Origin of the sequence: Acinetobacter brisouii CIP 110357, assembly GCF_000488275.1 — a bacterium.
In the GTDB taxonomy this organism is placed as follows: Bacteria; Pseudomonadota; Gammaproteobacteria; order Pseudomonadales; family Moraxellaceae; genus Acinetobacter; species Acinetobacter brisouii.
Genome location: NZ_KI530767.1, coordinates 16,369 through 39,901, shown reverse-complemented (window position 1 = coordinate 39,901; position 23,533 = coordinate 16,369). Strand labels below are relative to the sequence as shown.

Sequence of the window (23,533 nt, the reverse complement as noted above, 5' to 3'; positions counted from 1 at the left end):
GTTAATGATTTGACCATATATGGTTAATGAATTGACCACATATAAACGCTGAAAGCATTACTGTATAAGGCTTTCAGAGGAATACAAAGATAGAAATATAGAAATATATGAAATTAAAGAAAGATGCTTCTTGTCTTTTTAAAATTATTTTTTGTTTCTTTTTCAAACAACACATATTTCATATAAATAAATATAAGTATTTATTTGAAAATATAAGATTAATTATCAGTAATATCGACAAAAAAGCCATTAAAGATCATAAATGTTAATGAATTGACCACATATAGCACTTAAAAAATAAGCAAATATTTATTTATACAATAAAAATATAAATAAATTTATAAAAATACTTTTAATTTAGGAACAATATTCCTATAATACAATCATGCCGAGCAATAAAGCTAAGGCGAAATAAACCACATACAGGTGATGATATGAATAAATTTGAATCTTACTCTATTGAATTTATTAAAATTGAAGCAGAAGCAGCAGGATTAACAGCAACTTTTGATAACAATGCATTTACAATTTTTTGTCATTCTTCTAACCAAATTATTTGTACAAATCTTTCTTTAAAAGATGCGTTAGTAATTGCAGATAACAGCGAATTTTCAGCATTCAAGCGAAAAGTAAATCAATCATTTGATTATGATTTATATAACATGGATTACGATCAAGCAGACTTCTTAACCGTTACATCATTACAATAAGCAACGAGGGCAAAATCCCTCCTTTTTTTCACTAGAACAAAAGGTAATAACATGATTCCTGATAGCAATAACTATAATCCTGATCCTAGTTATCTTCGTTACTTAGTTGATAAGGCCAATGTTAGCCAGCGTAAAGCAGCCCATATCATCGGTATCACTGAAAGGACAATGCGCTATTACATGTCAGATACAGCAAGCGAAACATATAGAAAAGCGCCGTATGCAGTGCAATTTGCACTAGAGAGCCTTGCAGGTGAATGGCTGGGTAAAGAATTTAAGCCATAAGAAAATACCACTAGATAAATGCCCTAAAATGTATATTTTAGGGCATTTTTTATTTATGATTGTTTTAACCTAAAAACAATACCAATAATCGCTATGAAAAACGGTAAAGCCCCTTTTATTTCAGAGGATGAATTAAGCCTTGTCCTGTCATACCAGAACGGCGCTAATGCCCTGCGTAATCGTGTTGTGTTGCTGTTTTCGCACTATTTGGGCCTACGGGCTAAAGAATTGGCTTCTTTGCGCCTAGATGACGTTTTTGATGTAACACGCAATCAAATTAAGCAAACTATCCGTTTGCTGGGTGCATATACAAAAGGCAACAAGTACCGTGAAGTATTCTTGATGGATCAGGAAACGATTAATCAGTTATTGGCATACATTGAGAAGGCCCACCAACATAAACAGCCAAAGTTTTTTTTATTTGAATCTCAAAAAGGTGGCGGCTTTAGTGCAAATACAATGCAAAGGATGATTGCTGGTATTTATAAAAAAGCTGGGATAAAAGCAAGCTCGCACAGTGGACGGCGTTCATTTGCAACACGACTTATAAGAAAGAATGTTGATATTTATTCTATAAAGCAGCTTATGGGACATACATCAATAAACACAACACAAGAATATTTTGTTTCAGACCCAAACAGGCTTAAAGATGAAGTTTTAAAGCTTAGTCAATAACTTATCTAATAGTAAATATTATTTTTATAATACAAATTGAATATGTATTACCATATATCTATACATATTCATTTACTCATGCACATAAATATAAATGTATTTATATTTATGTGGTTGAATATTAATATTTCTATGTAGTAGTATTCATGCACACACACAAAACATGGTACAAATAAATGATTCTATTGATTGCAAACTCAAAGGGCGGTGTCGGTAAAACATCTTTAGCAACATCATTTCTTGCTGAACTGGCAAAAAATAATGCTGTGATTGGTGTTGATCTAGATAGCGCAAATAAGGCGGCTTCTGACATTTGGAGTTCACAACGCACAGAAGAACAAGGCAAGTTTTACTATATGTCTGGAAATATACTGGATGAGTTAAAAAATGCTGGCCGTGAATATGATCATGTTGTTATTGATGCAGGCGGTTATGACAATGCGGAATTACGTTCCGCTATGGTTGTTGCTGATGTGATTCTAGTACCATTAAAAGTAGGTGCAAATAGCAATATTGAGGGTTTCCGCAATACAGTAGATTTAATCGCATCAATCAATAAAACACGCGAAAATAAGGCCCGTGTCATTGGTGTGGTAACTGGTAAGCCACATATTGGATCAACACCAGAAATTGACCGTGCTATTAATGAAATTGTCGAAGAACCTAATATTGAATCAGTTAATACAATTATTGGGGATCGTACATGGTATGGCCGTGCTTATGATTCTTATCAAGGTCTTACAGAGCTAGAGCCTGAGAATCACCGCGAAAAGAAATATATTGATATTGCGAAAGATGAATTTTTAAATTTATTTAATGAGGTGATGAATGTCGAATAGTACAAGAGGGCAGACACTTCCACGGCGTAACCGTGAAGAATCTGTCAAGTCAGAACTGACAGAGGCAGAGAAAGAGCAACAGCGTATTATCAATGGTGCGCCGTTGCATACGGCCCTAGCCGAGCAAACGAATCCTAATTCTATTGAATTGGAAGAAGTGGAGGAGGTTAAACCTTGGCGTGAAGGGACACCATTAACTGCGGATGAGCTAAAGGCAATTACGGAAAAAGTTTCTATGAATTTGCCGCTTGAGTTGTTAATGCGTTTAGATTTCATCTTGCAGCACGACAAGAAAAACCGCTTACTAGGAAAGAAAATCAACAAGACGACATTGTTTACTGAAGCACTGGATCAATACACAAAATCAAAGCTTAAAAAGCTTGGTTTTGATGTTAAAGATTAATAAAAAGCCAGCTATATGCTGGCTTTATTTATATTGAATATAAATAACAACATAAAAAATATAAATATTTTTTGCCTAAGTTGATCTTTATGAAAGAAAATAAAAATTATGTTGTACATTTTGCTTCAGACGAATCTAGCTTGCTTTGTACATGATTTGTCCAGAGCAATAAAGCCATTAAAATGAATATAAGTATCAATATTATGTACTTATAAAACTTTCCTAAGAATGCATCTATCATTTTAAAAATAGCCCCTTTTCAGCTACACGGCGATTAACCAAACCTTGAACTCGTTTACCATTGTCAAATACCCAACGATCAAATTGATTGGCCGTAGCAGAAAAATTTGATTGGTTTAATAATGTCAGTAATGTACTTTTTACAAATGATGTTTGACCAACGTTGTAAACAAAACTAGCCAAGGCATCAAACTGATTTTGAGTCACATTGACTTTGATATATTTATCTAGGCATTGGTCTACCCATTCACAATCATTTTTTAACCATAACTCAGCTTGTGCCTGAGTACAGCTATCGCCTTTTTTGACTGATTTACCATCTGGATATTTGATTGTTCCATAGCCAATTGTCCACACTCCACCAGTATCAAGATATGCTGTTGTTCGTAAACCTTCAGACTGTCGGATCAAGGCATAACCATTGTCTGAAATATCATGTTGTCCTGTAACTGCTTGGGCCTTTGGTAATTCAAAGCCAATCATTTGAGCAAAAACAGTAAGGCCATTCTTTTCAATTACGGCATCACCTGCGGTAACTTGGGCTTGTGATAACGTACCGCCCGACATAGCTCTTAACCATGTGTACATTTGTGCGATTTGTTGAGTTTGATCAACGCTCATATTTCTTTCCTGTATGCATAAAAAAAGCCCTGCTATAAGCAGGGCCATAATGGTTGATTGAATTAAACTTCTATGCGTCCAACCGTTCCAGTCGGCGCACTTCGCTTTATTTCAGTGCCAGCGATATAAACACGATCACCGACACTAAATTTAACTGCACTGGTACATAACAAAGTACCTGTACCATCTACAACTAAAACCTTGTAATTGGGGTGGTCTGCACTGGTGACATTCCCTATAAATTCAGGAGTTTTAGGCAATAAATCTAAAAACTTTTGATATGGGTTACTCATCTGTCACCACCCTTTCAACTTCAACAGTCTGAATAACTTTGTCGTATGTAAAAGAGATGTCCACTTTATCGACAATGCCCCACCATTCGCCGTCATAAGCTAGGATTTCACCAAGCTCACAATGACCTACAGTTTGAGAAATTGGCATCTGTAGAGTATGGACTTCAACCAATCCAGCTTTAGCTAGAAATGCCTTACCAGCATTACCGTAGGCAGAAGCAGCCGTATAAAGTGGATTATTTTGGGTTTCGTACTGTGTTGCGCCATCTGTACCCGTTTTAACGATTTTATATGCATCACCTGTTTTATCGTTTGTGAGCCAAACGGCGTTATATTTAGGGTAATCTGTGTCACTAATACCGATATTTGTTGCTATAGAAGCAGGCACAATACGGTCATACTCAGACATTTCAATCGCATCCCAGTACGTTTTTTTATACTGTGATTTGATGCTTAAAACATTGCTATCAGGCTCACTATAAACAAAGCCACCGCCTGCCTCTGCAATCAGCTTAATTGCCGCTATAGGCGTTAAATTTGAATAAGAAAAGCTCCCTGCTGGCACAATCCAGCCAAGTGCATCTATTAACTCCCAATTCAAAGCAATTGTGCTATTCACACGGTCTAATTCTGCCTGAACCAACTGCACAGACGTTCTTTCATTTTCCTGTGCAAATGTCCGTGTTGGTGATGCTGGCCCAGCAAGTAGCGCCGTTGGGCTTCGTCCAGTCACGGTATAGGTATTATTTGCAAATTGAATCGATTGTGAGCGATCTTCAACTAACATTCGATAATTCTTGCCATTTATCGATACAATTAAAACAACGGGATTGCCATCGGTACTACGTGTTTTATTGATCTGACTTGCTGGCACAGTTAAGCTGAAGTCCCAGCACCATTTAGAGCGATCAGAACCAACACGACCATTTAAAACATGGATAATTTCGCCCGTATCTTCTCTTGTAATTTGTACATCATTCACAATATGCCAACCTTGGACTGGTGCAATCTGCGGAATACAATCATCATTTCCAAAATCTAAAATGATGTTATCTGCATCCACATCTATGCATAAACATTGAAAATCAAAATCGCCTGTACCTTCATATTCTGGTGTTACTGGATCGGGCCACGGATCAACGGCATGTTTTCTGTAATAAATAGCCTGTCCATGTTCCCAATCGATTGAACTAGAGGTAATCAGCTCAAGACCCTTGTCGAACTCAAATGAATAGTGCTTTTCAAAGACTTGGGCCACTTCATGCGAATATGTAAACGCTTTGCGCTGGTGTTCTAGTTCAACCCAATGAACGGCGGTATCCTGGTATGTTTGTTTAGCGGCTTGCCACGGCAATGCCTGCTTTAATCGAATAGCTTCATCTACTTGCCACGCAATAAAAACAGAAGGTTGTAAGCCTATCGCTTTTTCAAATGTGGTTTTTACAGTGCGGCTAAGCGTTGTGGTTCGCTCATATTCGATTGAAACGCCGTTACCTATTCCTAGACTACGTGCAAAAGAAAAGGCGCGTAATAGCGCCTTATGTATTGGTTTCTGCCACGGTATTGCTAAAGCCTGAATATGTGCTGTGGCGCTTTGGTAGCCTGCTGTAAATCCAAGACTTAAACCCAAGTTAAAGTTAATATCGAAATGGGCTTGTATATCAGCAATACATGACAGATTGACAAAAGCATCCAGTGAGCCTGTGACCAGTGTTTTACCATCTGTAAAATCTGCATATATGCCAAGATCAACACTTGCCTCAAGCTGTCCTGTATTGACATTAAGCGCCTGTATATCACTTAAAATGCCTAAATCAACATAAGCATCTAGCGTACCTGTTGTGATGATGAGTTCATTATCTATAAACTCTAAATCGGTTGAACCTGTGGCAAGTTCTTCAAAATCTAATACAACGCCTGAACCATCGTTAAACTCTAAATCTGATGATTCGGTGGCCTCATCCTCAAATTCTAAAGTGATATTTAATCCATCTAGGTCATCTGGAATAACACCCACATTTTACCCCCTTATTCAGCACCCAAATAAGGTTTTAGCTTCAGCGATGTAAGATTGACTGCGCTACCTTCGGCTAAGTTATTATTTAAGAGAGTAATATCACTTCCAACGGTGAAATCCATAATCGCCAAGCCATTGCCATTGTATAGCCGCGCCCATGTTGCTAAGCCTGCGGTTGTGACAAGTGCCGTGTCTGTTGGTTGTAAATTAATACTGTCAGTATTGGTTTGTTTCAGTGAAGGTTTAGGCAGTGTGAGCGTTACCAATGCTTTGCTGGAATCTGCTGCGGTATCTATGCTGGATGGCTTGCTATCACTATAAAAAACAAGGGTAGCATTAGCGCTACCCTGATCAATATATGCAGAAAATGCGGCAAGCATGGCTAAGCCAGCGCCTAAGCTTGGATAGTTCATAATCTACCATCCTTCGTTTTAACTTTATCTTGAATCACGGCGTTGTACTGCTGTGCTGGATCAAATGCCACTACAAAACATTCAAGCCCAATCGCAATATTCCTAAAGCGATATGAACCATCACTTTTAGATGTGGTTTCCCACAACAATGCCCTTGTGTCTTTACGAAATAAGCAAACTTGGGCAGAAGGATAGATTTTCCCTAATTTTTTAACTGTACCTTTGGCAATGCCAAATCCCTGATTTGCATTTGCTACTGTAATGATTTTTTTACCAATTGACGGCATGACAAAATAACCACGCTCAGCCAATTTTGCATAATCTGGGGTATATCCTCCCCAAAATGCCCGAAAGATTTTAAGAGACAATTTTAATCTCCTCAATCGGCACAGCAATGAAAGCTGAAGTATTTAATGTCGTACTATAAGAAGTCATTTGCACTATGATTTTACTATTAAAATCAATATCATTCGTTATAGTTGGGTTGTTTGCTGAGTTTGATAGATCAGGTATATTGGTATTGAAGTAATTAACAGAATATATACCGTAAATATACCCTAGATGCTGTGATGTACTCGCTTCAGTAAGCGGTACTGGTGAACATGCCGTTGTATTAAAACTGTCAATATTATTACTATAATAAGAATTTAAACCATAGCTATTATTAGCTATAGGAAAAAGTAGCTCACTATAATCTTTTCTTGTTTTAACAGGAATATTACCCAAATATGCCATAGCTGATTGTAAAGGTTGATTGGTAAATGCAGTATTAGATAATGCTTGTGCGTTATATCCAAAAACAACCATTTTAGTCTTAAGTGGTTCTATATCTGAATATAGCGTTGAACATGGTAAAATTGCATTAAATTCACCCATGTAGGTTGAATAATAATAACCATTACAAAGAATTGCTAAGTGATAAATACTTCCAACAATCAAACCTTTACCAAAATTATTATAACCTTGAGAATATGTATAGTTATTATATTGGCTGCTTGCAAGCTGACATAAAACAAATTGAAAACCAACTTGTGGCGTTGTCGCCGTTGCATGCTGTGTATTTGTTGCTGTATCTGTGATTGTGCCTGTTGTTGTATCAGCGCTCATCCCTACGCATACTCCAACACTTGAAACATAACCAGCATTTAACTGAAAAACAAAACGCACATAAACGTCTTGCTCACTCAGATTCTTCATTTTATAAAGATGAACACTGCTATCTTCATATAATAAGGACCAACCCAGCGGTGCAATATATGTGGTAATTGTTCCACTTAAAGCCGATGTACTTGAATCAGTAAACGTAACTGTTTGATCCGTTACACTGTCAATATATACCTCTTTGCTATAACCACCCGTTGCTATTACTTTAAGCACACGATCAGCAGCATAGCCATGCGATACACCAAAATTCAATGTGACCTGATTCCCAGTGATTGAAACTGTTGCACCAGATTTCTGATTATATCCAGTCGCCAAAAACTTCTTAAAGACTGCTGGAAATAAAAGCTTTGACCCTGAACAAAAATCTAAGCCAACATCTGAAAAATCAAACATTTTTGTTTGTGTCTGCTTAATCATGGATTTGCTCTCAATAAAAAGCCCACTGGTAAAAGTGGGCATATAAAGTGGTAAATATTTGGTAAAAACAGCGCTTCAACTGGTATAAAACGCCGTTTTTTGGTTAATTTTCTATGCTACTCGGTCAATATCACCGATGAACATAAATTGTGCTGAATCTGACAAAACAGAAGGTTCAGAGGGTTTTACGGTACGAATACACCAGATCGGATACGTTGCAGCTTTGGTATCGAAACGCAAGACATTACCATTCGCCCAACCAGCACCCCAACCCAATGCTTTAATCGTGAAGTATGGCGCATTTGTGACAGGGTTTATCGGTGAACAATCGTTATTAACTGTTCCTGTTGCAATCTGGCCGCTATATTCACCAATAATTCTGAAAGTGGTTGTACTGGTAAACACAATCGCCCAGCGTTCCTGTATAGCGCCGTTGTTAGTGACATCAATCGGGTAAAGCGTATCGTTGTAATTTGCTGAAACACTTGCACCTGTTGCGCTGTCATTAAATACATCTGACCAAGAAGCCTGTACAAATTTATTGGTGTACCGAGCGAACATATCACCGATGACTAATCCAGAACCAACAATTGAATCGGATGCAGAATAATTATGTGTGATTGGCTTATTTAATGTGATTTGACCGTTAATTTGAACATCACTAACAACCCCAATATCGTGATAACGATATTTTGCAGACAACGGCGGAACCAGTGAACCCAATGCAAAATCTCCACTTAATCTAAATTTTCCGTAGTCATAATCTACAGTGTACATAGATGTATCAATCTTAGTCCCCACTGAATCCTCTAATTCACAGAATGAAATACGCTGATCATTTAAAGTATAGGTTTTCCCAGCAATGTAATCAGGCAAGGTATATGATTTAGATGAGCTAATGACTGCAATATCACCTGTTCTAAAGATGGGTACACGCCCATCTGTGGGTAATCGTGTGGCTGATAGACCTAAAATGCTCTCATCCAGTGGAATTGAGCTATACCCCACGGCGTTATAGATAATTGAATCAGATAAAACCCAAATTGGGACATCAATATAGGTCTTGGCATCTTCAGTATATTCATAACGCTGGTCGTACCAGTCGTATGCCTCAATTTCGGCGCGGTTTGTTTCTGTGATTTGGGTTTTTGTCCGAAAAATAATTTCACCCATGCCATAGTCCCAATTAAACCAGCCTGATGCAGATTCAGTATCAATTGTCCCATCTGTGCTTGGCGTAACTGAAATTGTTCCACCGTCTAGTTTAGTCGCTCGAATCGTGACTGAATCAGGACGCAAAGGCATGACACTTGAACGAAAACCAATATGTGAAGTGGACAAGTTATCCATTGTCGTAACCAGTCCCTGTAAAACTGGTGCATTCGATGCACCGCTATTCCAAGAACTTAGCTTAACCAGACCATTGGAATATTGCGCCGTACCAGCATAAGTACCTGATCCTGTTTTTACATCTGGATCACGATATAAAAGCCCAGCTCGGTCAAAATAAACTGAACCACCAAATAAAAACCGCATTGATCCGCTTAATATTGTTTCTGCATAACCATCTGTTAAATCAAACTGCAATACTGAAGCTGTCGGTGTTTCATTACCATTTGATGCACTAGACGTATCTCGATAGTTCATTGATAGTGTGAAAACACTATTTAATGGTGTATCTAGTTTTGATGCATTATAAGTATATGATTTATATGGATACCCAGAGTAACTATATTTATAAGCTGTAACAGATTTACCAAAAGCAACGGATGGATTCATTTTAATCGTCCGATTCAGATAGTCGATTGTTCCTTGTTTTACACCTGTATCTGTACGAACCATATTTCCCGTTGTTTCATCAATGGGGACATCTTTATAGTTGAGCGTCCATACTTTGCCACTTGCTGTCTCATCTGCTGCGGTATATCCACTAAATGAAAGGGCCAATGCAACACTGTTATGTTTAATCGCCCCCGTTCCAGTGACAATAATTTCTGAATTTACAGTACCATTGCTTTCAAATACAGTCTTTAGCCCTTTTTCATAACTCACATTCAGGGTGGTTCCACCATTTGGAAGCACGTTAGGCATTAACTTTGCGGTACTGGATGCATAATCAATTTTCCCTGTTGCATCCCCTGTGAAATTACCTGAACCATCATCCGTTGCGGTTTTGGTTACACCGTTATAAAGCCATGTCACAGATAATGATCCATTCAGGATATTATCTGCATCAAATTTCAATGGGAAGTATGCTTTAGAAATTGGCATGTCTGCACGGGAATATAAATGCAGATCTTCCCCCCAAGTCATAAGAATACCTGAGCCGACATCTGGCAATGCACCACAAGTTAGAAGGACTGTACCTGTACTGTATTCAATTGTACCCGATCCAAAATCCGTACTTGATCCAGATAATAGACCTGATCCATTATCCGTAAGTGTGTAAACTTTACCCAAAGCCACATAAGAAACTTTTAAAGATTTTGGTGCAGGGATTGGCGCTAAAGTCTGAATCCAGTTTAATCTACGGTTTTCCTTAGTCACTTGAATAAGCAAAGTTTCTTGTGGTCGTGACGGTGTAGCGGCTGGCTTAAAAACAAAATTGATTGTTGCTGTTCCTGTGCCTGCATTGCTTGTCCAATTGATTAGTCCATATTGGTAGTCAATCGTGCCATACACGGTGCCACTCGAATCAACCAATTGACCGCCTTTATCCGTTAATACTGCACCAAAAACAGTACAACTAAACGTATTTGGCAATACTGCACAGCCGATATAACACGCCTGAGTCGTGCTAACGGTGATATTTTTGCTTGTACTAATAGTTTCATTATTTGATGCAATTAGCGCCGTATTTTCACCTGAAGCACTCACATCGGTAACAGGTATTTCCGTTTCAGCGCTTGGGATGATTTGGATATACGCACTTTTTGCATTAACGACAGTATCAGCTACGGAAACATCTTCTGATAGTTTTACCGAAGCATAGTATTTACCCGTATCAGCCACGATGGTTTCACGCAATAATGTCTGTGATTTCGTGCCGCTATACCATTGTGCTGCTGATATTCCTACAAAATCATATTCAAGAGCGCTATTAATCGTATAAGTTGCAATCTGATATTCAACTTCTTTTTGATCAACCACAATTTTAGCGGTACGTGTTGTAACAGCAGTTACACGTACAAATTGAATTTGTTCTGTGCTTTTACCTTCATTCTGAGCAAGAACCAAAGTTGTACCAACTGGATAAGCTGTTTCTGAGGTAAATAATGCCGTTTGGATCTGCTTCATGCCCTTATATGCGGTATCAAGTAATGACCCAGCAGCCTGTCCACCTTTGGCTAAATAGTTCTCTACACGGTTTTGTGCGCTGCTACGGGTATCAGTCCAGCTTTCAGTCGAAAATAGGCTAACAGACACATTTTCATCATCTGGATTCTTTGCAATAAATGCGATTGCACTCATAAGCTTCGCTGTATCATTGGTATTGACAGCAAAAAATACTTTACGCATGGATACATCACCCATTGCCCGATCAAGCATAGATGTATCATCAAATATGTTATTACTATACCCACCTTCTACCTTTTCACCATTGTACTGTCCACCGCCGTCATCTGTATCTGTATTACGCTGTGAGCCATAGATAACAAGGTTATTCGTTTCAATTGCCATCCCGTGTAAACTCCAAAAAACGTATGGTTGCGTTGTAATAATCATCTTCCGAAATGGTCGGAAATTCTTTGACTGGCGTAGCTTCAAATGCCTTACTTTTGTGATTAAAAATCACATTGAAAGAGCGATTGTCATGCGGATATGTAAACTGCAATGTGAACTGTTCAGCTTGTGCAAGTGACCAGTCATAAAGCTTGCTTAAGTCTTTGCGTTTGATCCAGCCCTGACCAACATCTTTAGAAAGAAGGGTAATTTCACGTCCACCCTTCTTTTTTCCTTCCTGAACAATGGGTGTGCCATCCACGGCGAACTCAATATTTTGTGTAATTGGTTCCCAATCAAATTCATCTGTCCATAAAAAACCGTCCTCAATTTGGACGGTTTCTTTTGTACTTTCACGTTTTAAGATCATGTTTAAGAACTCTTTTTATGTCGCCCCAATGTTGAGAAAATTTCTTCTAACGTATCTGCCTGCGATGGTGTTGCTATTACTGTTGCTGTACTGCCATTTGGTGCCTCAATTTTGAGTGTGCGTGTTGTGCCTGTTGAATTGTTCACGTTTGCGGCTGCGCTTGATGTTGTATTAGCTGCGGTATTGCTCTGTTTTGCTGCTTGTTCAGCATATTGCTGAATTTTTTCATCGACTGCTGCATAGTTTGAAAGATTCGGAGAACCGCCACGCATCTGTGTATACATTGAGTCTGTATAACCATGGCTCATGTAGTAATCGCGTGAAGCATAAGCAGCACCAACACCGCTTTGTCCTTTAGTTTGGTTATAAATCTTCTCTGCAATACTTTTGGCCTGAGCATCATCGTAACCCTTACTTTTCAATTGATTAGCAATTGATTCTTGTGTTACCCAGAAGTTACTCATTGACGTACCAGAAGATATGCCAAATGCTGAACTTTTGGATGACGCATTTTTGATGCTGTTTGCCGTCTTATCCCAAGCATCTGAAACGCGGTTGGCTTGTTCTTCCCCAGCATCTCCAAGGCTTTTAAAACTATCACTGGCCGCACTTGTTGATGTTGAAATATTCGACACGGCGCTCGATACATTATTTGCAGCAGAAACAGAGTGCTTGCCCATGCTATCAACAGAATCAGATAAGCCATTTATAGCCAATTGATTCTCATACCAAGATTGCTTAGCAGTATTTCCAGACGAGTAAATGGAATCACTCATCTGAGTAAGGGCTTGCTTTAACTGTGATGTTGTAGCTTTACCACTGGATAACATGACGTTATAAGCATCAAGATAGCTTTGCGCCGTGATATCGGCTTGCTCTTTACTGACTAAGCCAAACTGACTGAAAGCTTCAGCCAGAGAATTAACGCCTGGGGTTGCTTTATCAAGTTGTGCATTAACATCAATTAACTGTTGCTTAGCTTGAAGTAGTAGGCCATTAGTAACTTGCGTTCCTAAAGTCCCCCTTAAACCTTCAATTTTCGCCTGAAGCCCTGCTATTTCTTCCTGATTGGTCGCCGTGCTAATGGCTTTACTTAGACTTGCTGACAATGCAAGAGAGGTATTCACCCCTTTTGCTGATAGCTCATCTAAACTCGCAATCAGTACGTTTACATCATTCTTTGCAGAAATAAATGCTTGGGTTGATTTACCCTCAAGCTGTTCATAGCTGAAACCAGTACGGCGAATGGCCTCGTCAAGTATCGCGCCGTGTACCAGTGCTGTACTTTGGATTGAATTATTGTACTGGGTTTGCAGAGTCGTGATTTTTGCTTGTGTTGCGTCTATATCATCCTGATATTTTTGGCTTTGTGCCTTGAAGTCGTTATAACTCAGACCATCTGAATTTTTAACAAAATCATCATAAGCCTTTTTCTTTACAGCTAAGTCCTGATAGACCGCATCCATTTCGCTCTTGATTTGAGCGCCAACGGCAGAAAAGTTAGTCTGAAATGCAACTAAATCCTGACCCTGTAGACCACTGGCTAAAGCCTTGCGAATATCGTCACCTGTGGCGATACCTTTCGCCTGAAGTGCTGATAAAGCTGTAATCCCGTTATTGATCCCGTCAAGATTGGTAAAGTTGAATGAATCAGAAACCTTTTTCATTGCATCTACAACGGTGCTACCAGCCTTGACCTCCTTATCAAAAGCATCAACCACGTTCTTTGTTGCATCGGTTAGACCCAAAGCAGCATTTTTTGCTGTTTCAGCAGCAGCAGCTTGACGGCGTTTTGCTTCTGCGGCCTCATCTGCCTTTTTCTTTAATTCCTCGTCTTGTTTGGCAATGATTGCTTCATTTTCTGAAACAGTCTTTAGACCCTGTGCATGAAGAACTACCTTTGCAATTCCCTCGCCCAGTGCTTCACCAGCTTTTTTAGCAAGATCATAGGCAATAACAAGCCCAAAGATTGCAGCAGCAAATGCCCCGATCTTTGAAATACCAGACATAAAGGCATTGTTTAATGCACCAAGTTTTTGCCCGATAGTGGTATTCGATGCAGCCAGCGCATTATTTGCCGCTGTTAAGCGGCTTGCTGCTGCTGTACCTTCAGCACGTACAGCGTTTAGGCGCTGCTCTGCTGCGGCAATCTCTTTAGTGACTTGTGCTTGTACCTTACCTAGCTCAGCCATGCGTGTGATGGATTGAGCGCGTCCAGTGGCGTTGTACTGCGCTTTTAATCGCTCTTGTTCTAACTGCATTTCAGCTAAAACAAGCGTTCTGGTCGATTGAAGGCTTTGCAACTGTGCCAAAGCTTTACCTGACTCGGCACGGGCTTCCTCTACGGCGCTAAGCGCTACGGCTTGGTTGGCTTGTGCTAATTGTCGTGCTGTTTGAGTTTGGTTTTGATTAGCTTGGCTGGTGGACTGAGAAGCACGGGCATTTTCAAGTTCAGCCTGTGTATTAGCTGCTAACTGGGAAGTGCTAGCACGAATCGCTGTAGCAGTATTGGCAAACGCCGTGGATTTGGCATTTAAATAGCTAACGAGCTGTGTGGACTTATAAAGCCCAACAACCTCAATAACATTCTTAAATGCTGCAACGATGCTGTCCAAATGGTCGGCAAGATACTTGATACCATTGGCGACAGCTGTTGTAACCCCTGTGGTTTTATCTAGCTCTCCAAGGTAGACCGTCCATGACGATTTTAAGTTTTGTACAGCATTTCCAATTGTGGTCGGAAATTTTGCAAATTCGCCGTTAATTACTGTGGCTTGGCTTAATAATGCCTTTGTAACAACTTCAGAAGATAACTGGCCGTTGTTTGCCATGTTCCGAAGCTGACCAATCGTAACCCCTAAACCGTCTGCCATTGCACGGGCTAAACGAGGTGTTTGCTCCATAACGGAGTTAAATTCTTCCCCCCTTAAAACCCCTGAACTAAGGGCCTGATTCAACTGGAATAAACCAGCTTCAGCAGATTCAATAGGGCCACCAGATACCTGAACAGCCTTATTAATTGTTTCAGTTAATGAGAGGATGTCTTGCTGAGTTAGCTTAAATGAAGCACTTGAGTTAGCAGCACGTAAAAAAACGCTTTGCTGCTGCGCCCCCATATCCTTAGTTGCCGTGGTAATTTTAGTATATAACTGCGCTGTAGCTTCTAAGCTGGTATTAGTACGCAATGAAATACCGATGATGTTTTGCATGGCTTGAGAAAGGTTTCCATGCTCACCAATTGCTACACGTACACTAGCAGCTAAGTTTTTATAGCTATCAGCCGTATCGAGCATTTCTTTAGCAGTCACACCGATACCAAGCGCCGCTAAGGTCATCATTAGCTTTGAGAAAGCACTCTCAAGCGCATGGGCCTGTGTTGTCGCTGCATTGGCTGATGTTTCTGTACGACCTAAATCGTTATTTACAGTCGTGATTTTCCGATCAAATTGATTGGCCGTGTTCGATGTTGACTGTAAGCTACGGTTCAACTGATCAATGCCATCCGCACCGTTGCCTGCCGATTGGCGTAAACGCTCTGACTCTTGACGTATTAAGTCGAAGAACTCTTTAGCCTGAACCTCAGATTGTTTAAAGTTTGAGATTAGGCTTTTAACATCGGCATCAATCACTAACTTAAATGTTAAGTCTTTACTCGCCATACTTTACTTTTTCCTAGGCATAAAAAAACCGACCTGATGAGATCGGCTTTAAAACTCTGTTTACGCTTTATTCACGGCGTAATACGCTCTGATTGATTGCCTATAGCTTCATAAGCATTAATTCACCACACCAAAGGCATTAACGCTATTGCTGCATAACTGCTTAGCCTTATCGCTGGCTGATATATTCTCTGATGTTAATCTTGGATAAGCCCCAATAGATTTATAGTATTCAATGCCATTATTTATGCACGTTCTTTGTTTCTGTGATGCGGCATTATCTTGTTGTCCAGAATTCCTACTGTTATATATTCCAAAGCTCACGCAAAATGCAATGATGATCGTAATAAATAAAACATGAATAAAATTTAATTTGAACTTTTCCTTTTTTAAAGGTTTTTCTAAAGCAAGTTTTTTATTTAATTCATCTTCATTATTCTTAATGACTCTTTTGGCCTTATTGTATAGATGAACCCATGCTTTATTTTTATCATCTTCGGTTAGCTCACTAAGAGAAAATTCAAAATGTGTGAATTTCTCTCTAAAGCTATCAACAGAATCATAAACGCTTTTATTTGCTGAAATTAGCTCTTGGCAATGATTCTGAAAATAACCATCTATTCTTTTATAGTAACTAAAATCAAGCTTTGTTTTCTGCTGTTCCATAATTTATATACTTAATTTATAAAAAACATAGATTGATCTTAATAAATAGTTATTTTTTAATCAATAATTACGCCGTTCTGAACATAGAAGCGTCTGCCATTTGTACAATCTACAAATGAAACAAGCTCATTGGGGTATGTTGAGCGCGATTCTGAATAAGCAACAAAAAACACCTGATCACAGTCAGTAAGCTTAGAAACCACTTTAGCGGCTTTTAAATCATGCTCATAAATAGCTTTTAACCCAGCATCACCAACTTTGGCATGTAAATTATGAAAACCAATCTTTGTATATTTTTGACATGCATCTTTAGCAATCTTACCCATTTGTTACATCCTCGCTAAATTTTTCAAATTGATCTTTATCGGCATGGAATGCAATTCGCATATAGCTGGCATTACCATAAATCTGATATTTCTGTTGTTTCTTTACAGCATCAATATAAGCCATAAACATGCCATAACCCATATTCATAATACTATCATGGCTATGGCCTGCATTAATCAAAACCTGAAATGAATCGAACCAAGTTACATCGGATTTTTCAGCGACTCTAGGCTTTGCTCTTTGGGTTTTCTCATAATTATCAAAATAGGCAAAATTTGCCTGAATTACTGCTTTGGTTAATATGAAAACATGAACAGGATTATGGACAAGGTCAGCAATATATTGATCATTCTTATCTATCACTAGACGAATCATGCCAAGGCAATTATTAAAATATTGGCCCGTAACTTCAGCAACTAAATCATCTGTAATCTTTTTATGCTTTAAAAACTCTTTGATTGATTCAGCTTGTTGAACAAAATCATCAAAGTGTTTCATTCTGATTTGATGCACTGCTATGGGTTCATCAAGCTGAACAATTAAGTGTGCATTATTTGCAAAGAAAAAATCATTCATAAATAAGCCTAAAATATAGGCACAAAAAAAGCGCTATTGCGCCGTTTTCATACCTATTTTCAATTAAAACTTAGATAAAGACAAATTCTCCGAAATTGCCTAAATCTTCGTCAGTTACTTGGGTGGAATCTGGAAGGGCCATACCTGAAACTTTCCATTTACCATATTCTTCATGGATCATTGGGAAATCGACATCTGGGGTTTTCATGGTACGCCAGAGCGTTACTGCCATTTTTTCTTTATTGCCTGCTGTATTCTTCCCTTTAAAGAAAAGTAAATATTCTTTTGAGAAGTCAGTGGCAATTCCGACCTTTGTTACTTTCCCTGTTTTTGCAGTGTAAGTAAGTGGCATGGTTAGGCCATCAATATCATTTACAATTAATGTACCAAATGGCGCATCTAATACATATTTTGAAGGATCAACTACTTTAGGCGTTGCAGCAGAATCATTTAATACAAATTCAGATAGATTGTATTTACCTAAACGGATCATTTCACCAGCTACAACAGTACCAAGCGAAGTTTTAGGCAGGGTATCTTCTGCAACATCTTTAGAATATGAACTTAGTAAAAACTCTAAGTTTTTTGCCGTTCCTTCTTCTAATTCTGTTTCAAATTTAACCCCCATGTCTTTTGTCATAACATCATCAACAGCACGAATACCTGTACTAGACTCATTATGCTTAACAACTGTTGCAGTAACAGAAATCTGAAAGCTTGGGGTGTTTCCGACTGGATATAACGAGCCTGCTACGCCGTTGATTAATTCTGCAAGAAATAATTCACCTTGCAGTGAAAAATATCGTTTTTTAGCCATTTATTATTTAGTCCTGTGTTGCTTCTGTTGGTGTTGCTGGATCACTGTTTTCCTGAACTGGCGTTTTTTCCTGTTCTACGGCGGAATCACCTGTTTTTTCACTACCTTCTAAGGATTTTTGCACCGTGGTTTCATCTACGGAGGTTTTAGTCACTTCAGTAGCTAAATCGGCTGATTCTACTTCTTCAGTTTCTTTAACCTCAGAGATAGCCCCTTGATGCAACCAAATAGCGATTTGACGCGGTGGAAAATCGCTAATAATTTCACCTTTTTTAAAGCGACCAATGGTTTTATTGGCTTGATAACGTGGCATTTAAGCCCCCTTAAATTTCTATTACGGCATCAAAAATAGCTGATAGGTAGCTACACGCTACAGAGTCAGCATCCTGTGCATCGACAAACTTTAGCTTTCTGATTGCTGAATCAGGTTGCCAGCCTCTTAAAAGTCTAATGACTTGGCATAGCAAACTGCCTGCCTGATCCAATACGGTGCTATTGTCTAGCTGTGATTGAGCATTACGACAGGCAATAGTGACCGCATAACGCTGGGTAATCATGTTTGCATCACCATTGCCAGCGCTTGAGGATGGAACAAGGTGCATAAAATAAATGTGCGCTGAAGGTGTAATCTGTGACATTTCAGTCACTTTAGCGGAGTTAGCAGGCGTATAAATCTGCAATATTCCTGTAATTTCCTTTAGCTTTTCAGCAATTTCACCACGCACTGCAAAAAAATCGTTGCTATCGTCCATTCATTAAAAACCCCGAAATAACATCAATGATTGATTCCTCATCATCTTTATTAATTCCCAAAAATGAGCGCTTCGGCATATTCACGACATAAGCCTTGGTCATAACTTCCTGAACAAAATTAGAACGGGATTTACGAACAAACTTATTCCCAACAGTACCGTCCTTATTCTGTTTGAAATGAAGGTGTCTAAGACGTGCGCCGTGGCTAACTGGCCCACCAGAGTTATGAATAGCCGCATAAACGACATTTGTTCCAGCTTCAACGCCGTTTGGTAATACGTTGTATGTGAATGAGTTTAAAAGCCGCCCTTTATCGCGTAGCGTTTGCCCGTTTTGCTTTATGGCACGTTGTGACCTTTTCCACGGTACGCCGTCAATATCACGCTGATTCATAAAGCGTTTACGGGTAATCTCGACAATTTCAGCACCAATTTGTGCAAAGAGTGCATTTCGGTTGAGATTGGCTATCTGATTTAGGGCTTGAATCACTGGGGATTCATTGTCCATTTTGATCTTTATACTCACTGCCATAGAATCACCAAGAACGGCGACTGTGCATGTGAATTGATGGCATCATGTCTAGTACATCATCACTAAACATGCCACCTGTATAAGATGCACCGATGGGTAAAATGGACGGGGATTGCTGCGGTTTCTCGCTGGTTACTTCTTTCTTGGCATTCAGAATAGGTAATGTACAAGTACCATTCGCAATACGTGTTAGATACAGAATTTCATTTTTATAGCGCTTCTCAACTTCTTCCGTTGATTGCTGAAAATACAAATTGTATCGAGCAATATTGCATGCCACTCGCTCAAACGTTGCAGGAATGTCAGTAATAGGTAAAGAGTATTTAACCCCTACATAACTGTCGATTTCCTCTGTAGCGTCCTGTAGCGCATTTTCAATAGCTTTCGGATCACTTTGCATAGCCTGTAAGCTCTGAACTTCAATTTCACCAAAGCGAGCCACCAAATTTTCTTTAGTGGCATAGGGCATGATTAAAATCCTTATGTTGAGCTAACGAGTTTCACCAAGGCTTTAGGTTTTAAACATGCAGGCAACTGGTTAGCCTGAACATGTAAATCCATACCACGGTTATATTTACGTGGCTCTTGCTTCGCATAGATTGGCAATGCCAGTGTATTTACGGTTTCACTAAAATCTGCTGGTGCAAGACCTGTGATAAATACGTCCTGTGTCCCAACAGGGTATGCATGCCCTGTTTTTTCAGCAATCAACGGCGTAGAACCAACTTTCTGACGGTTTACAATAAATTTTAGACCACAAAATTCAAAGCCACTCTTGCTTGATTGCCCTAGCTTCTCCTGTGCAGCAGCCCAGCCCAAGTAAACTTCTTTAACTTTTTTATGATCTTTTAAGGCATCATAGAAGGCGCGATCCACTTCAACTTCAATAGAATCATAAATTTCCTGACCTAGACCATCTTCAACCTTATCAATAACATCCTGACATTTGGCTTTAATATCTGTTGTATCTGTACCTAAGAGAAAATCTACAACATTTTGAGTTACACCAAAGTCAACATGATAGTCGACTAATACTGTACCGTCCGCATCCAAAATAATGCCTTGCTTCGCTTTACAACGGCGATAAGATAATGTTTGGTCAACATTATTTTTCATGCTTTGTAAAGTGTCTAAAACTTTTTTTCCAACAGTTTCCATTTCTGTTGTAGAGCCAAAAGCACGTACACCGATCAAATCCGATGCCAAAACTTTATCTTCAAGTGGCATGTGTGGAATCAGCCAGTTTTTAGCAGTACGTTTCCCTTTTGGGTTTTTAGGTGCTACACCACCCCATTCAGTGGTAGGCACTAAAATTGAAGTTTCTGCATAAAACTCAACTGGCATTGAATTTGTTGTAAGTGGAACTTCACGGAACAAATTTACATCGTTAGGGTTCCCGATACGCATCGGAAGATTATTAATTGATGCTGTAAGCTCTGTAAGTGAAAAAACGTCATCCCATTCCATATATAAAAACCTTATGCTAAATATGCTAAACGCACTAATGTAATGTTAATTTTTGCTAAATCGTCTAATGCTGCTGCTTCTTGCCCTGCGGTAAGACCATCTTTAAAGACAAGATTTTCGGCAACTACTTTCGCGATACGTGCCACGATTACGCCGTTGGCGGTATTGCTTGAATCTGTGGTCACAGACTTACCTGTGTAAATTCCTGCGGCGACTTCGCTTACTGCACCGCTATAAGCCTGAATTTCTTTATTGCTGTTGTATGAAACCACCTGACCATCTACAAGCGACTGATCTACGGCAATAATGACGTTTTCACGGCTTGGTCGATGATTTCCGTCCAATTCTTCAGCAAGCCAATCTGATGTTACTTGCTTTTTAACGTATGACTTAACCATACATAATCCCCTGATTATTAAGATTTATTACGCTTTGCTGCTGCTTCTGATAAAGAGAACTTCTTAGGCTGGTTTCCGCCACCGTTCCCACCTTGGTTATTTTGCTGTTGCTGGCTATTGGCCTGTTGCTTAAACAGGTAATCTGGCAAGCCATTACCCTGCTTAGATTTATTTGCAGAGAACTGGCGTAACTGATTGCTGTTAAATGCAAAAGCTGTATCGTCCATTGCGGTGTAAGCTTTTTTGTCTGCTTCACTGAACTGGGTATTTAGCTCAGTTTCTAAGCTTTTAATGTCGCTTTCACGTTTTTGGTCTTTGAACTGTTTAAGTTCAGCTTCCGCCGTGTCTTTAGCTGCTACAGCATCGTTACGCTCTTTTTCAAGTTCTGTAATTCGAGCATTGGCTTTTTCGAGTTCGGTCATTTCGCCGTCCTGTTGTTGATTAAATTTTTTAGATTGGTGACTTGCTGCAACGGCGCTTGTATTTGAATCAGCACCGAGTACACAAAATGAAATTTCACGGATCACACCACCACGAAAAACAACTACTGGCGCTTGAATCTCCCGACCGTTCACATTGACTGAACCCTTCTCTATAAATTCAGTAGACTGTGGATCAATAAAGACAGACATTTGCCAAGGAAATTCGTCATCACTATCCTGTGCAACTTCTTGGGCATCTTCATTAGAGAGAAATACACCAGAAACCTGTAAACCTTTGGCATAGTCCTTAATAAAGCTCTTAACTACACCAATACGTTTTCCAGTATTGTGTTCAAGCAAAGCTGCTAAAGGAGTAGCGATTTGCATTGAGTCAAGGTCAAAAATGACATTTCCCCAATAGTGATGATTTTCAATCACTTCACCGCTATACGCCGTTCCGTTAAATGTTCGTACAGGTGGCTTTCCTTCACCTGCATTGGTTGTACCTACAGAGAAAGGACTCGCCTTAAAACAAAAAGCCGCACGATCTAACGGCGGCTTTTGGCTATTTGGTTCAGGCATTGAAATGCTCCAAAAAATCTATTAGCTCATAAAAAAAGCGCCGTGATTGGCGCTTGTTATTTACCCTGAAGGCTTAAATATTCAGACTCTTTAATTTCAATCATAAATTCATTAATGACCTCTGTATCACCAGACACACGTACAACGGCGATATTGTCCTTTTCAGCCAATTTAGTTACACCACCAAAAAACCAGTTTCGTGAACATAGTTTATTGAGAAGGTCATCCATGCCATATTGTTTTAAAAACTGAATTGGAAGCTGTTTCGAGATTTCAGAAAAGGCTTTTTTATTGGTCTTGCGTGGCAAGTAGAAATGCACCTGTGAAACATTTCCCCTGTCTGTCACTGTCCCTGTACCTTTATGCATCCATACCTTTTTATCAACTGTATGTTGCTTGCCATCAATCTTATAAAAACCACGACAGCGCCAAGTGCCTAAACTTTCGCCATTATTGGCTTGTAACCCTGCGCCGTCAAAACCTAGCTTTTCTGCTATTTCTTGAACATCACAACGTAATTTATGTCGTGCATCTAATGTGCTTGAAATCTCTCGTACTAGCTCATGATTTTCAATTTTATAAAACTTGGTCATTGTGAACCTCCACAAAAAAATAAAGCGCCATAACGGCGCTACTGGTATTTATTTCATTGGTTTAAATTGATTTGATTAATGCAAATAGCTTTTTTTGTGAAAGATTATTAACTTCATTAGAACTTTTATATTGATACGTTCTTTGTAAAAATTCCATTAACTGAAGCTTTTCAGAAAAGTTATAGCAGCCATTAATTATTTTTTCTTTCTGTACGTGAACATTGACACCTAATCGTTTCTTACTTGGATTAGAAATACTCTCTTTAAACTTATCTAAAAGCTCCTGATCTACTGGCGTAGATACAATGACAGCATCCAGTGCATATAAATGCCCTTCTTTGACAACCTGAACAATATCAAATGGTGTAAAACCAATTTCACCATTAGTTTGTCGTGCATCTTCTGATTTTCCATCAAGAAAATACCATTGTCCCCATGATCCTGAACTTGCCTCTAACTCAAGCTGAACCATGTCAGGTTTTTTTTGATCAGATTTAACAGAAATAACTTTCACATAACCAGAACCTAAGTCCAGTACAATAAAATCACCAGCAGTAATACCCTCTAACATA

General features: G+C 39.0%; 27 protein-coding genes. 5 read left to right on the top strand and 22 right to left on the bottom strand.

The window, feature by feature from the left end:
* Window positions 1-434 precede the first annotated feature (434 nt).
* The 5 genes from P255_RS14870 (at window position 435) to P255_RS14850 (ending at window position 2,912) form a co-directional block, all read left to right on the top strand.
* Window positions 435-710, top strand: a complete 276-nt coding sequence (locus P255_RS14870; RefSeq protein ID WP_004904554.1) for a hypothetical protein — start codon at window positions 435-437, stop codon at window positions 708-710.
* Between the two features lie 51 nt (window positions 711-761).
* Window positions 762-995: a hypothetical protein gene (locus tag P255_RS14865; RefSeq protein ID WP_004904558.1), complete on the top strand. Its 234-nt coding sequence runs from the start codon at window positions 762-764 to the stop codon at window positions 993-995.
* Between the two features lie 93 nt (window positions 996-1,088).
* On the top strand, window positions 1,089-1,670 hold the full coding sequence (locus tag P255_RS14860) for a tyrosine-type recombinase/integrase (protein ID WP_004904559.1): 582 nt from the start codon (window positions 1,089-1,091) through the stop codon (window positions 1,668-1,670).
* Window positions 1,671-1,846: 176 nt separating this feature from the next.
* Complete coding sequence (locus tag P255_RS14855) at window positions 1,847-2,509, top strand: ParA family protein (protein ID WP_004904564.1); 663 nt, start codon at window positions 1,847-1,849, stop codon at window positions 2,507-2,509.
* Window positions 2,499-2,912: a hypothetical protein gene (locus P255_RS14850; RefSeq protein WP_004904566.1), complete on the top strand. Its 414-nt coding sequence runs from the start codon at window positions 2,499-2,501 to the stop codon at window positions 2,910-2,912. The genes P255_RS14855 and P255_RS14850 overlap by 11 nt, the downstream gene beginning before the upstream one ends.
* A gap of 237 nt (window positions 2,913-3,149) precedes the next feature.
* Here P255_RS14850 and P255_RS14845 read toward each other — a convergent pair whose 3' ends face one another.
* The 22 genes from P255_RS14845 to P255_RS14740 all read right to left on the bottom strand — a co-directional run bounded on the left by P255_RS14845 (window position 3,150) and on the right by P255_RS14740 (window position 23,532).
* Entirely contained in the window at window positions 3,150-3,773 is a 624-nt protein-coding gene (locus tag P255_RS14845) for a lysozyme (RefSeq protein WP_004904569.1), read from the bottom strand.
* A 62-nt stretch (window positions 3,774-3,835) separates the two neighbouring features.
* A complete protein-coding gene (locus P255_RS14840) occupies window positions 3,836-4,066 on the bottom strand; it encodes a hypothetical protein (protein ID WP_023274468.1) in 231 nt (76 codons plus the stop codon).
* Complete coding sequence (locus tag P255_RS14835) at window positions 4,059-6,083, bottom strand: hypothetical protein (RefSeq protein ID WP_004904449.1); 2,025 nt, start codon at window positions 6,081-6,083, stop codon at window positions 4,059-4,061. The genes P255_RS14840 and P255_RS14835 overlap by 8 nt, the downstream gene beginning before the upstream one ends.
* Before the next feature lie 11 nt (window positions 6,084-6,094).
* On the bottom strand, window positions 6,095-6,496 hold the full coding sequence (locus P255_RS14830; RefSeq protein ID WP_004904450.1) for a hypothetical protein: 402 nt from the start codon (window positions 6,494-6,496) through the stop codon (window positions 6,095-6,097).
* On the bottom strand, window positions 6,493-6,864 hold the full coding sequence (locus P255_RS14825) for a hypothetical protein (protein WP_004904451.1): 372 nt from the start codon (window positions 6,862-6,864) through the stop codon (window positions 6,493-6,495). Before P255_RS14825 ends, P255_RS14830 begins: the two co-directional genes overlap by 4 nt.
* The gene (locus P255_RS14820) at window positions 6,854-8,077 is read right to left on the bottom strand and encodes a hypothetical protein (RefSeq protein ID WP_004904452.1); all 1,224 of its coding nucleotides are present in this window, start codon (window positions 8,075-8,077) and stop codon (window positions 6,854-6,856) included. The genes P255_RS14825 and P255_RS14820 overlap by 11 nt, the downstream gene beginning before the upstream one ends.
* A 111-nt stretch (window positions 8,078-8,188) precedes the next feature.
* The gene (locus tag P255_RS14815; protein ID WP_004904453.1) at window positions 8,189-11,758 is read right to left on the bottom strand and encodes a hypothetical protein; all 3,570 of its coding nucleotides are present in this window, start codon (window positions 11,756-11,758) and stop codon (window positions 8,189-8,191) included.
* Entirely contained in the window at window positions 11,748-12,170 is a 423-nt protein-coding gene (locus P255_RS14810) for a hypothetical protein (RefSeq protein ID WP_004904454.1), read from the bottom strand. Before P255_RS14810 ends, P255_RS14815 begins: the two co-directional genes overlap by 11 nt.
* 2 nt (window positions 12,171-12,172) lie before the next feature.
* Entirely contained in the window at window positions 12,173-15,829 is a 3,657-nt protein-coding gene (locus P255_RS15120) for a tape measure protein (RefSeq protein ID WP_004904455.1), read from the bottom strand.
* A 117-nt stretch (window positions 15,830-15,946) separates the two neighbouring features.
* Window positions 15,947-16,495 (bottom strand): hypothetical protein, encoded by a 549-nt coding sequence (locus tag P255_RS15115; RefSeq protein ID WP_004904456.1) that lies wholly within the window; start codon window positions 16,493-16,495, stop codon window positions 15,947-15,949.
* Between the two features lie 56 nt (window positions 16,496-16,551).
* On the bottom strand, window positions 16,552-16,821 hold the full coding sequence (locus tag P255_RS14795; protein ID WP_004904457.1) for a hypothetical protein: 270 nt from the start codon (window positions 16,819-16,821) through the stop codon (window positions 16,552-16,554).
* Entirely contained in the window at window positions 16,814-17,398 is a 585-nt protein-coding gene (locus P255_RS15110; protein WP_004904459.1) for a hypothetical protein, read from the bottom strand. The genes P255_RS14795 and P255_RS15110 overlap by 8 nt, the downstream gene beginning before the upstream one ends.
* A gap of 70 nt (window positions 17,399-17,468) precedes the next feature.
* Window positions 17,469-18,215: a phage tail tube protein gene (locus P255_RS14785; protein ID WP_004904463.1), complete on the bottom strand. Its 747-nt coding sequence runs from the start codon at window positions 18,213-18,215 to the stop codon at window positions 17,469-17,471.
* Window positions 18,216-18,222: 7 nt separating this feature from the next.
* Window positions 18,223-18,528, bottom strand: coding sequence for a hypothetical protein (locus P255_RS14780; protein WP_004904466.1), 306 nt, complete (start codon window positions 18,526-18,528; stop codon window positions 18,223-18,225).
* A gap of 10 nt (window positions 18,529-18,538) precedes the next feature.
* Window positions 18,539-18,967 carry a phage tail terminator protein gene (locus P255_RS14775; protein ID WP_004904469.1) on the bottom strand — a complete coding sequence of 143 codons (429 nt, stop codon included), beginning with the start codon at window positions 18,965-18,967 and terminating at the stop codon, window positions 18,539-18,541.
* Window positions 18,957-19,499, bottom strand: coding sequence for a phage virion morphogenesis protein (locus P255_RS14770; RefSeq protein ID WP_004904472.1), 543 nt, complete (start codon window positions 19,497-19,499; stop codon window positions 18,957-18,959). Before P255_RS14770 ends, P255_RS14775 begins: the two co-directional genes overlap by 11 nt.
* 4 nt (window positions 19,500-19,503) lie before the next feature.
* On the bottom strand, window positions 19,504-19,968 hold the full coding sequence (locus P255_RS14765; protein ID WP_004904475.1) for a gp436 family protein: 465 nt from the start codon (window positions 19,966-19,968) through the stop codon (window positions 19,504-19,506).
* Between the two features lie 11 nt (window positions 19,969-19,979).
* On the bottom strand, window positions 19,980-20,966 hold the full coding sequence (locus P255_RS14760) for a major capsid protein (RefSeq protein ID WP_004904478.1): 987 nt from the start codon (window positions 20,964-20,966) through the stop codon (window positions 19,980-19,982).
* Between the two features lie 11 nt (window positions 20,967-20,977).
* Window positions 20,978-21,364, bottom strand: coding sequence for a head decoration protein (locus P255_RS14755; RefSeq protein WP_004904481.1), 387 nt, complete (start codon window positions 21,362-21,364; stop codon window positions 20,978-20,980).
* Window positions 21,365-21,381: 17 nt separating this feature from the next.
* On the bottom strand, window positions 21,382-22,368 hold the full coding sequence (locus tag P255_RS14750) for a hypothetical protein (protein WP_004904483.1): 987 nt from the start codon (window positions 22,366-22,368) through the stop codon (window positions 21,382-21,384).
* Between the two features lie 56 nt (window positions 22,369-22,424).
* Window positions 22,425-22,961 (bottom strand): hypothetical protein, encoded by a 537-nt coding sequence (locus P255_RS14745; protein ID WP_004904485.1) that lies wholly within the window; start codon window positions 22,959-22,961, stop codon window positions 22,425-22,427.
* A gap of 61 nt (window positions 22,962-23,022) precedes the next feature.
* Entirely contained in the window at window positions 23,023-23,532 is a 510-nt protein-coding gene (locus P255_RS14740) for a hypothetical protein (RefSeq protein WP_004904489.1), read from the bottom strand.
* Between the last annotated feature and the right edge of the window lies 1 nt (window position 23,533).

Excerpts from the sequence above, each read along its gene's own strand:
- P255_RS14870 (WP_004904554.1), top strand. The coding sequence starts at position 435 with ATGAATAAATTTGAATCTTACTCTATTGAATTTATTAAAATTGAAGCA.
- P255_RS14830 (WP_004904450.1), bottom strand. The coding sequence starts at position 6,496 with ATGAACTATCCAAGCTTAGGCGCTGGCTTAGCCATGCTTGCCGCATTT.
- P255_RS14770 (WP_004904472.1), bottom strand. The coding sequence starts at position 19,499 with ATGGCAGTGAGTATAAAGATCAAAATGGACAATGAATCCCCAGTGATT.
- P255_RS14810 (WP_004904454.1), bottom strand. The coding sequence starts at position 12,170 with ATGATCTTAAAACGTGAAAGTACAAAAGAAACCGTCCAAATTGAGGAC.
- P255_RS14795 (WP_004904457.1), bottom strand. The coding sequence starts at position 16,821 with ATGGGTAAGATTGCTAAAGATGCATGTCAAAAATATACAAAGATTGGT.
- P255_RS14840 (WP_023274468.1), bottom strand. The coding sequence starts at position 4,066 with ATGAGTAACCCATATCAAAAGTTTTTAGATTTATTGCCTAAAACTCCT.
- P255_RS15110 (WP_004904459.1), bottom strand. The coding sequence starts at position 17,398 with ATGAATGATTTTTTCTTTGCAAATAATGCACACTTAATTGTTCAGCTT.
- P255_RS14740 (WP_004904489.1), bottom strand. The coding sequence starts at position 23,532 with ATGTTAGAGGGTATTACTGCTGGTGATTTTATTGTACTGGACTTAGGT.
- P255_RS14865 (WP_004904558.1), top strand. The coding sequence starts at position 762 with ATGATTCCTGATAGCAATAACTATAATCCTGATCCTAGTTATCTTCGT.
- P255_RS14785 (WP_004904463.1), bottom strand. The coding sequence starts at position 18,215 with ATGGCTAAAAAACGATATTTTTCACTGCAAGGTGAATTATTTCTTGCA.
- P255_RS14765 (WP_004904475.1), bottom strand. The coding sequence starts at position 19,968 with ATGCCCTATGCCACTAAAGAAAATTTGGTGGCTCGCTTTGGTGAAATT.
- P255_RS14755 (WP_004904481.1), bottom strand. The coding sequence starts at position 21,364 with ATGGTTAAGTCATACGTTAAAAAGCAAGTAACATCAGATTGGCTTGCT.
- P255_RS14820 (WP_004904452.1), bottom strand. The coding sequence starts at position 8,077 with ATGATTAAGCAGACACAAACAAAAATGTTTGATTTTTCAGATGTTGGC.
- P255_RS14775 (WP_004904469.1), bottom strand. The coding sequence starts at position 18,967 with ATGGACGATAGCAACGATTTTTTTGCAGTGCGTGGTGAAATTGCTGAA.
- P255_RS14780 (WP_004904466.1), bottom strand. The coding sequence starts at position 18,528 with ATGCCACGTTATCAAGCCAATAAAACCATTGGTCGCTTTAAAAAAGGT.
- P255_RS14760 (WP_004904478.1), bottom strand. The coding sequence starts at position 20,966 with ATGGAATGGGATGACGTTTTTTCACTTACAGAGCTTACAGCATCAATT.
- P255_RS14850 (WP_004904566.1), top strand. The coding sequence starts at position 2,499 with ATGTCGAATAGTACAAGAGGGCAGACACTTCCACGGCGTAACCGTGAA.
- P255_RS14845 (WP_004904569.1), bottom strand. The coding sequence starts at position 3,773 with ATGAGCGTTGATCAAACTCAACAAATCGCACAAATGTACACATGGTTA.
- P255_RS15115 (WP_004904456.1), bottom strand. The coding sequence starts at position 16,495 with ATGGAACAGCAGAAAACAAAGCTTGATTTTAGTTACTATAAAAGAATA.
- P255_RS14815 (WP_004904453.1), bottom strand. The coding sequence starts at position 11,758 with ATGGCAATTGAAACGAATAACCTTGTTATCTATGGCTCACAGCGTAAT.
- P255_RS14855 (WP_004904564.1), top strand. The coding sequence starts at position 1,847 with ATGATTCTATTGATTGCAAACTCAAAGGGCGGTGTCGGTAAAACATCT.
- P255_RS15120 (WP_004904455.1), bottom strand. The coding sequence starts at position 15,829 with ATGGCGAGTAAAGACTTAACATTTAAGTTAGTGATTGATGCCGATGTT.
- P255_RS14750 (WP_004904483.1), bottom strand. The coding sequence starts at position 22,368 with ATGCCTGAACCAAATAGCCAAAAGCCGCCGTTAGATCGTGCGGCTTTT.
- P255_RS14745 (WP_004904485.1), bottom strand. The coding sequence starts at position 22,961 with ATGACCAAGTTTTATAAAATTGAAAATCATGAGCTAGTACGAGAGATT.
- P255_RS14860 (WP_004904559.1), top strand. The coding sequence starts at position 1,089 with ATGAAAAACGGTAAAGCCCCTTTTATTTCAGAGGATGAATTAAGCCTT.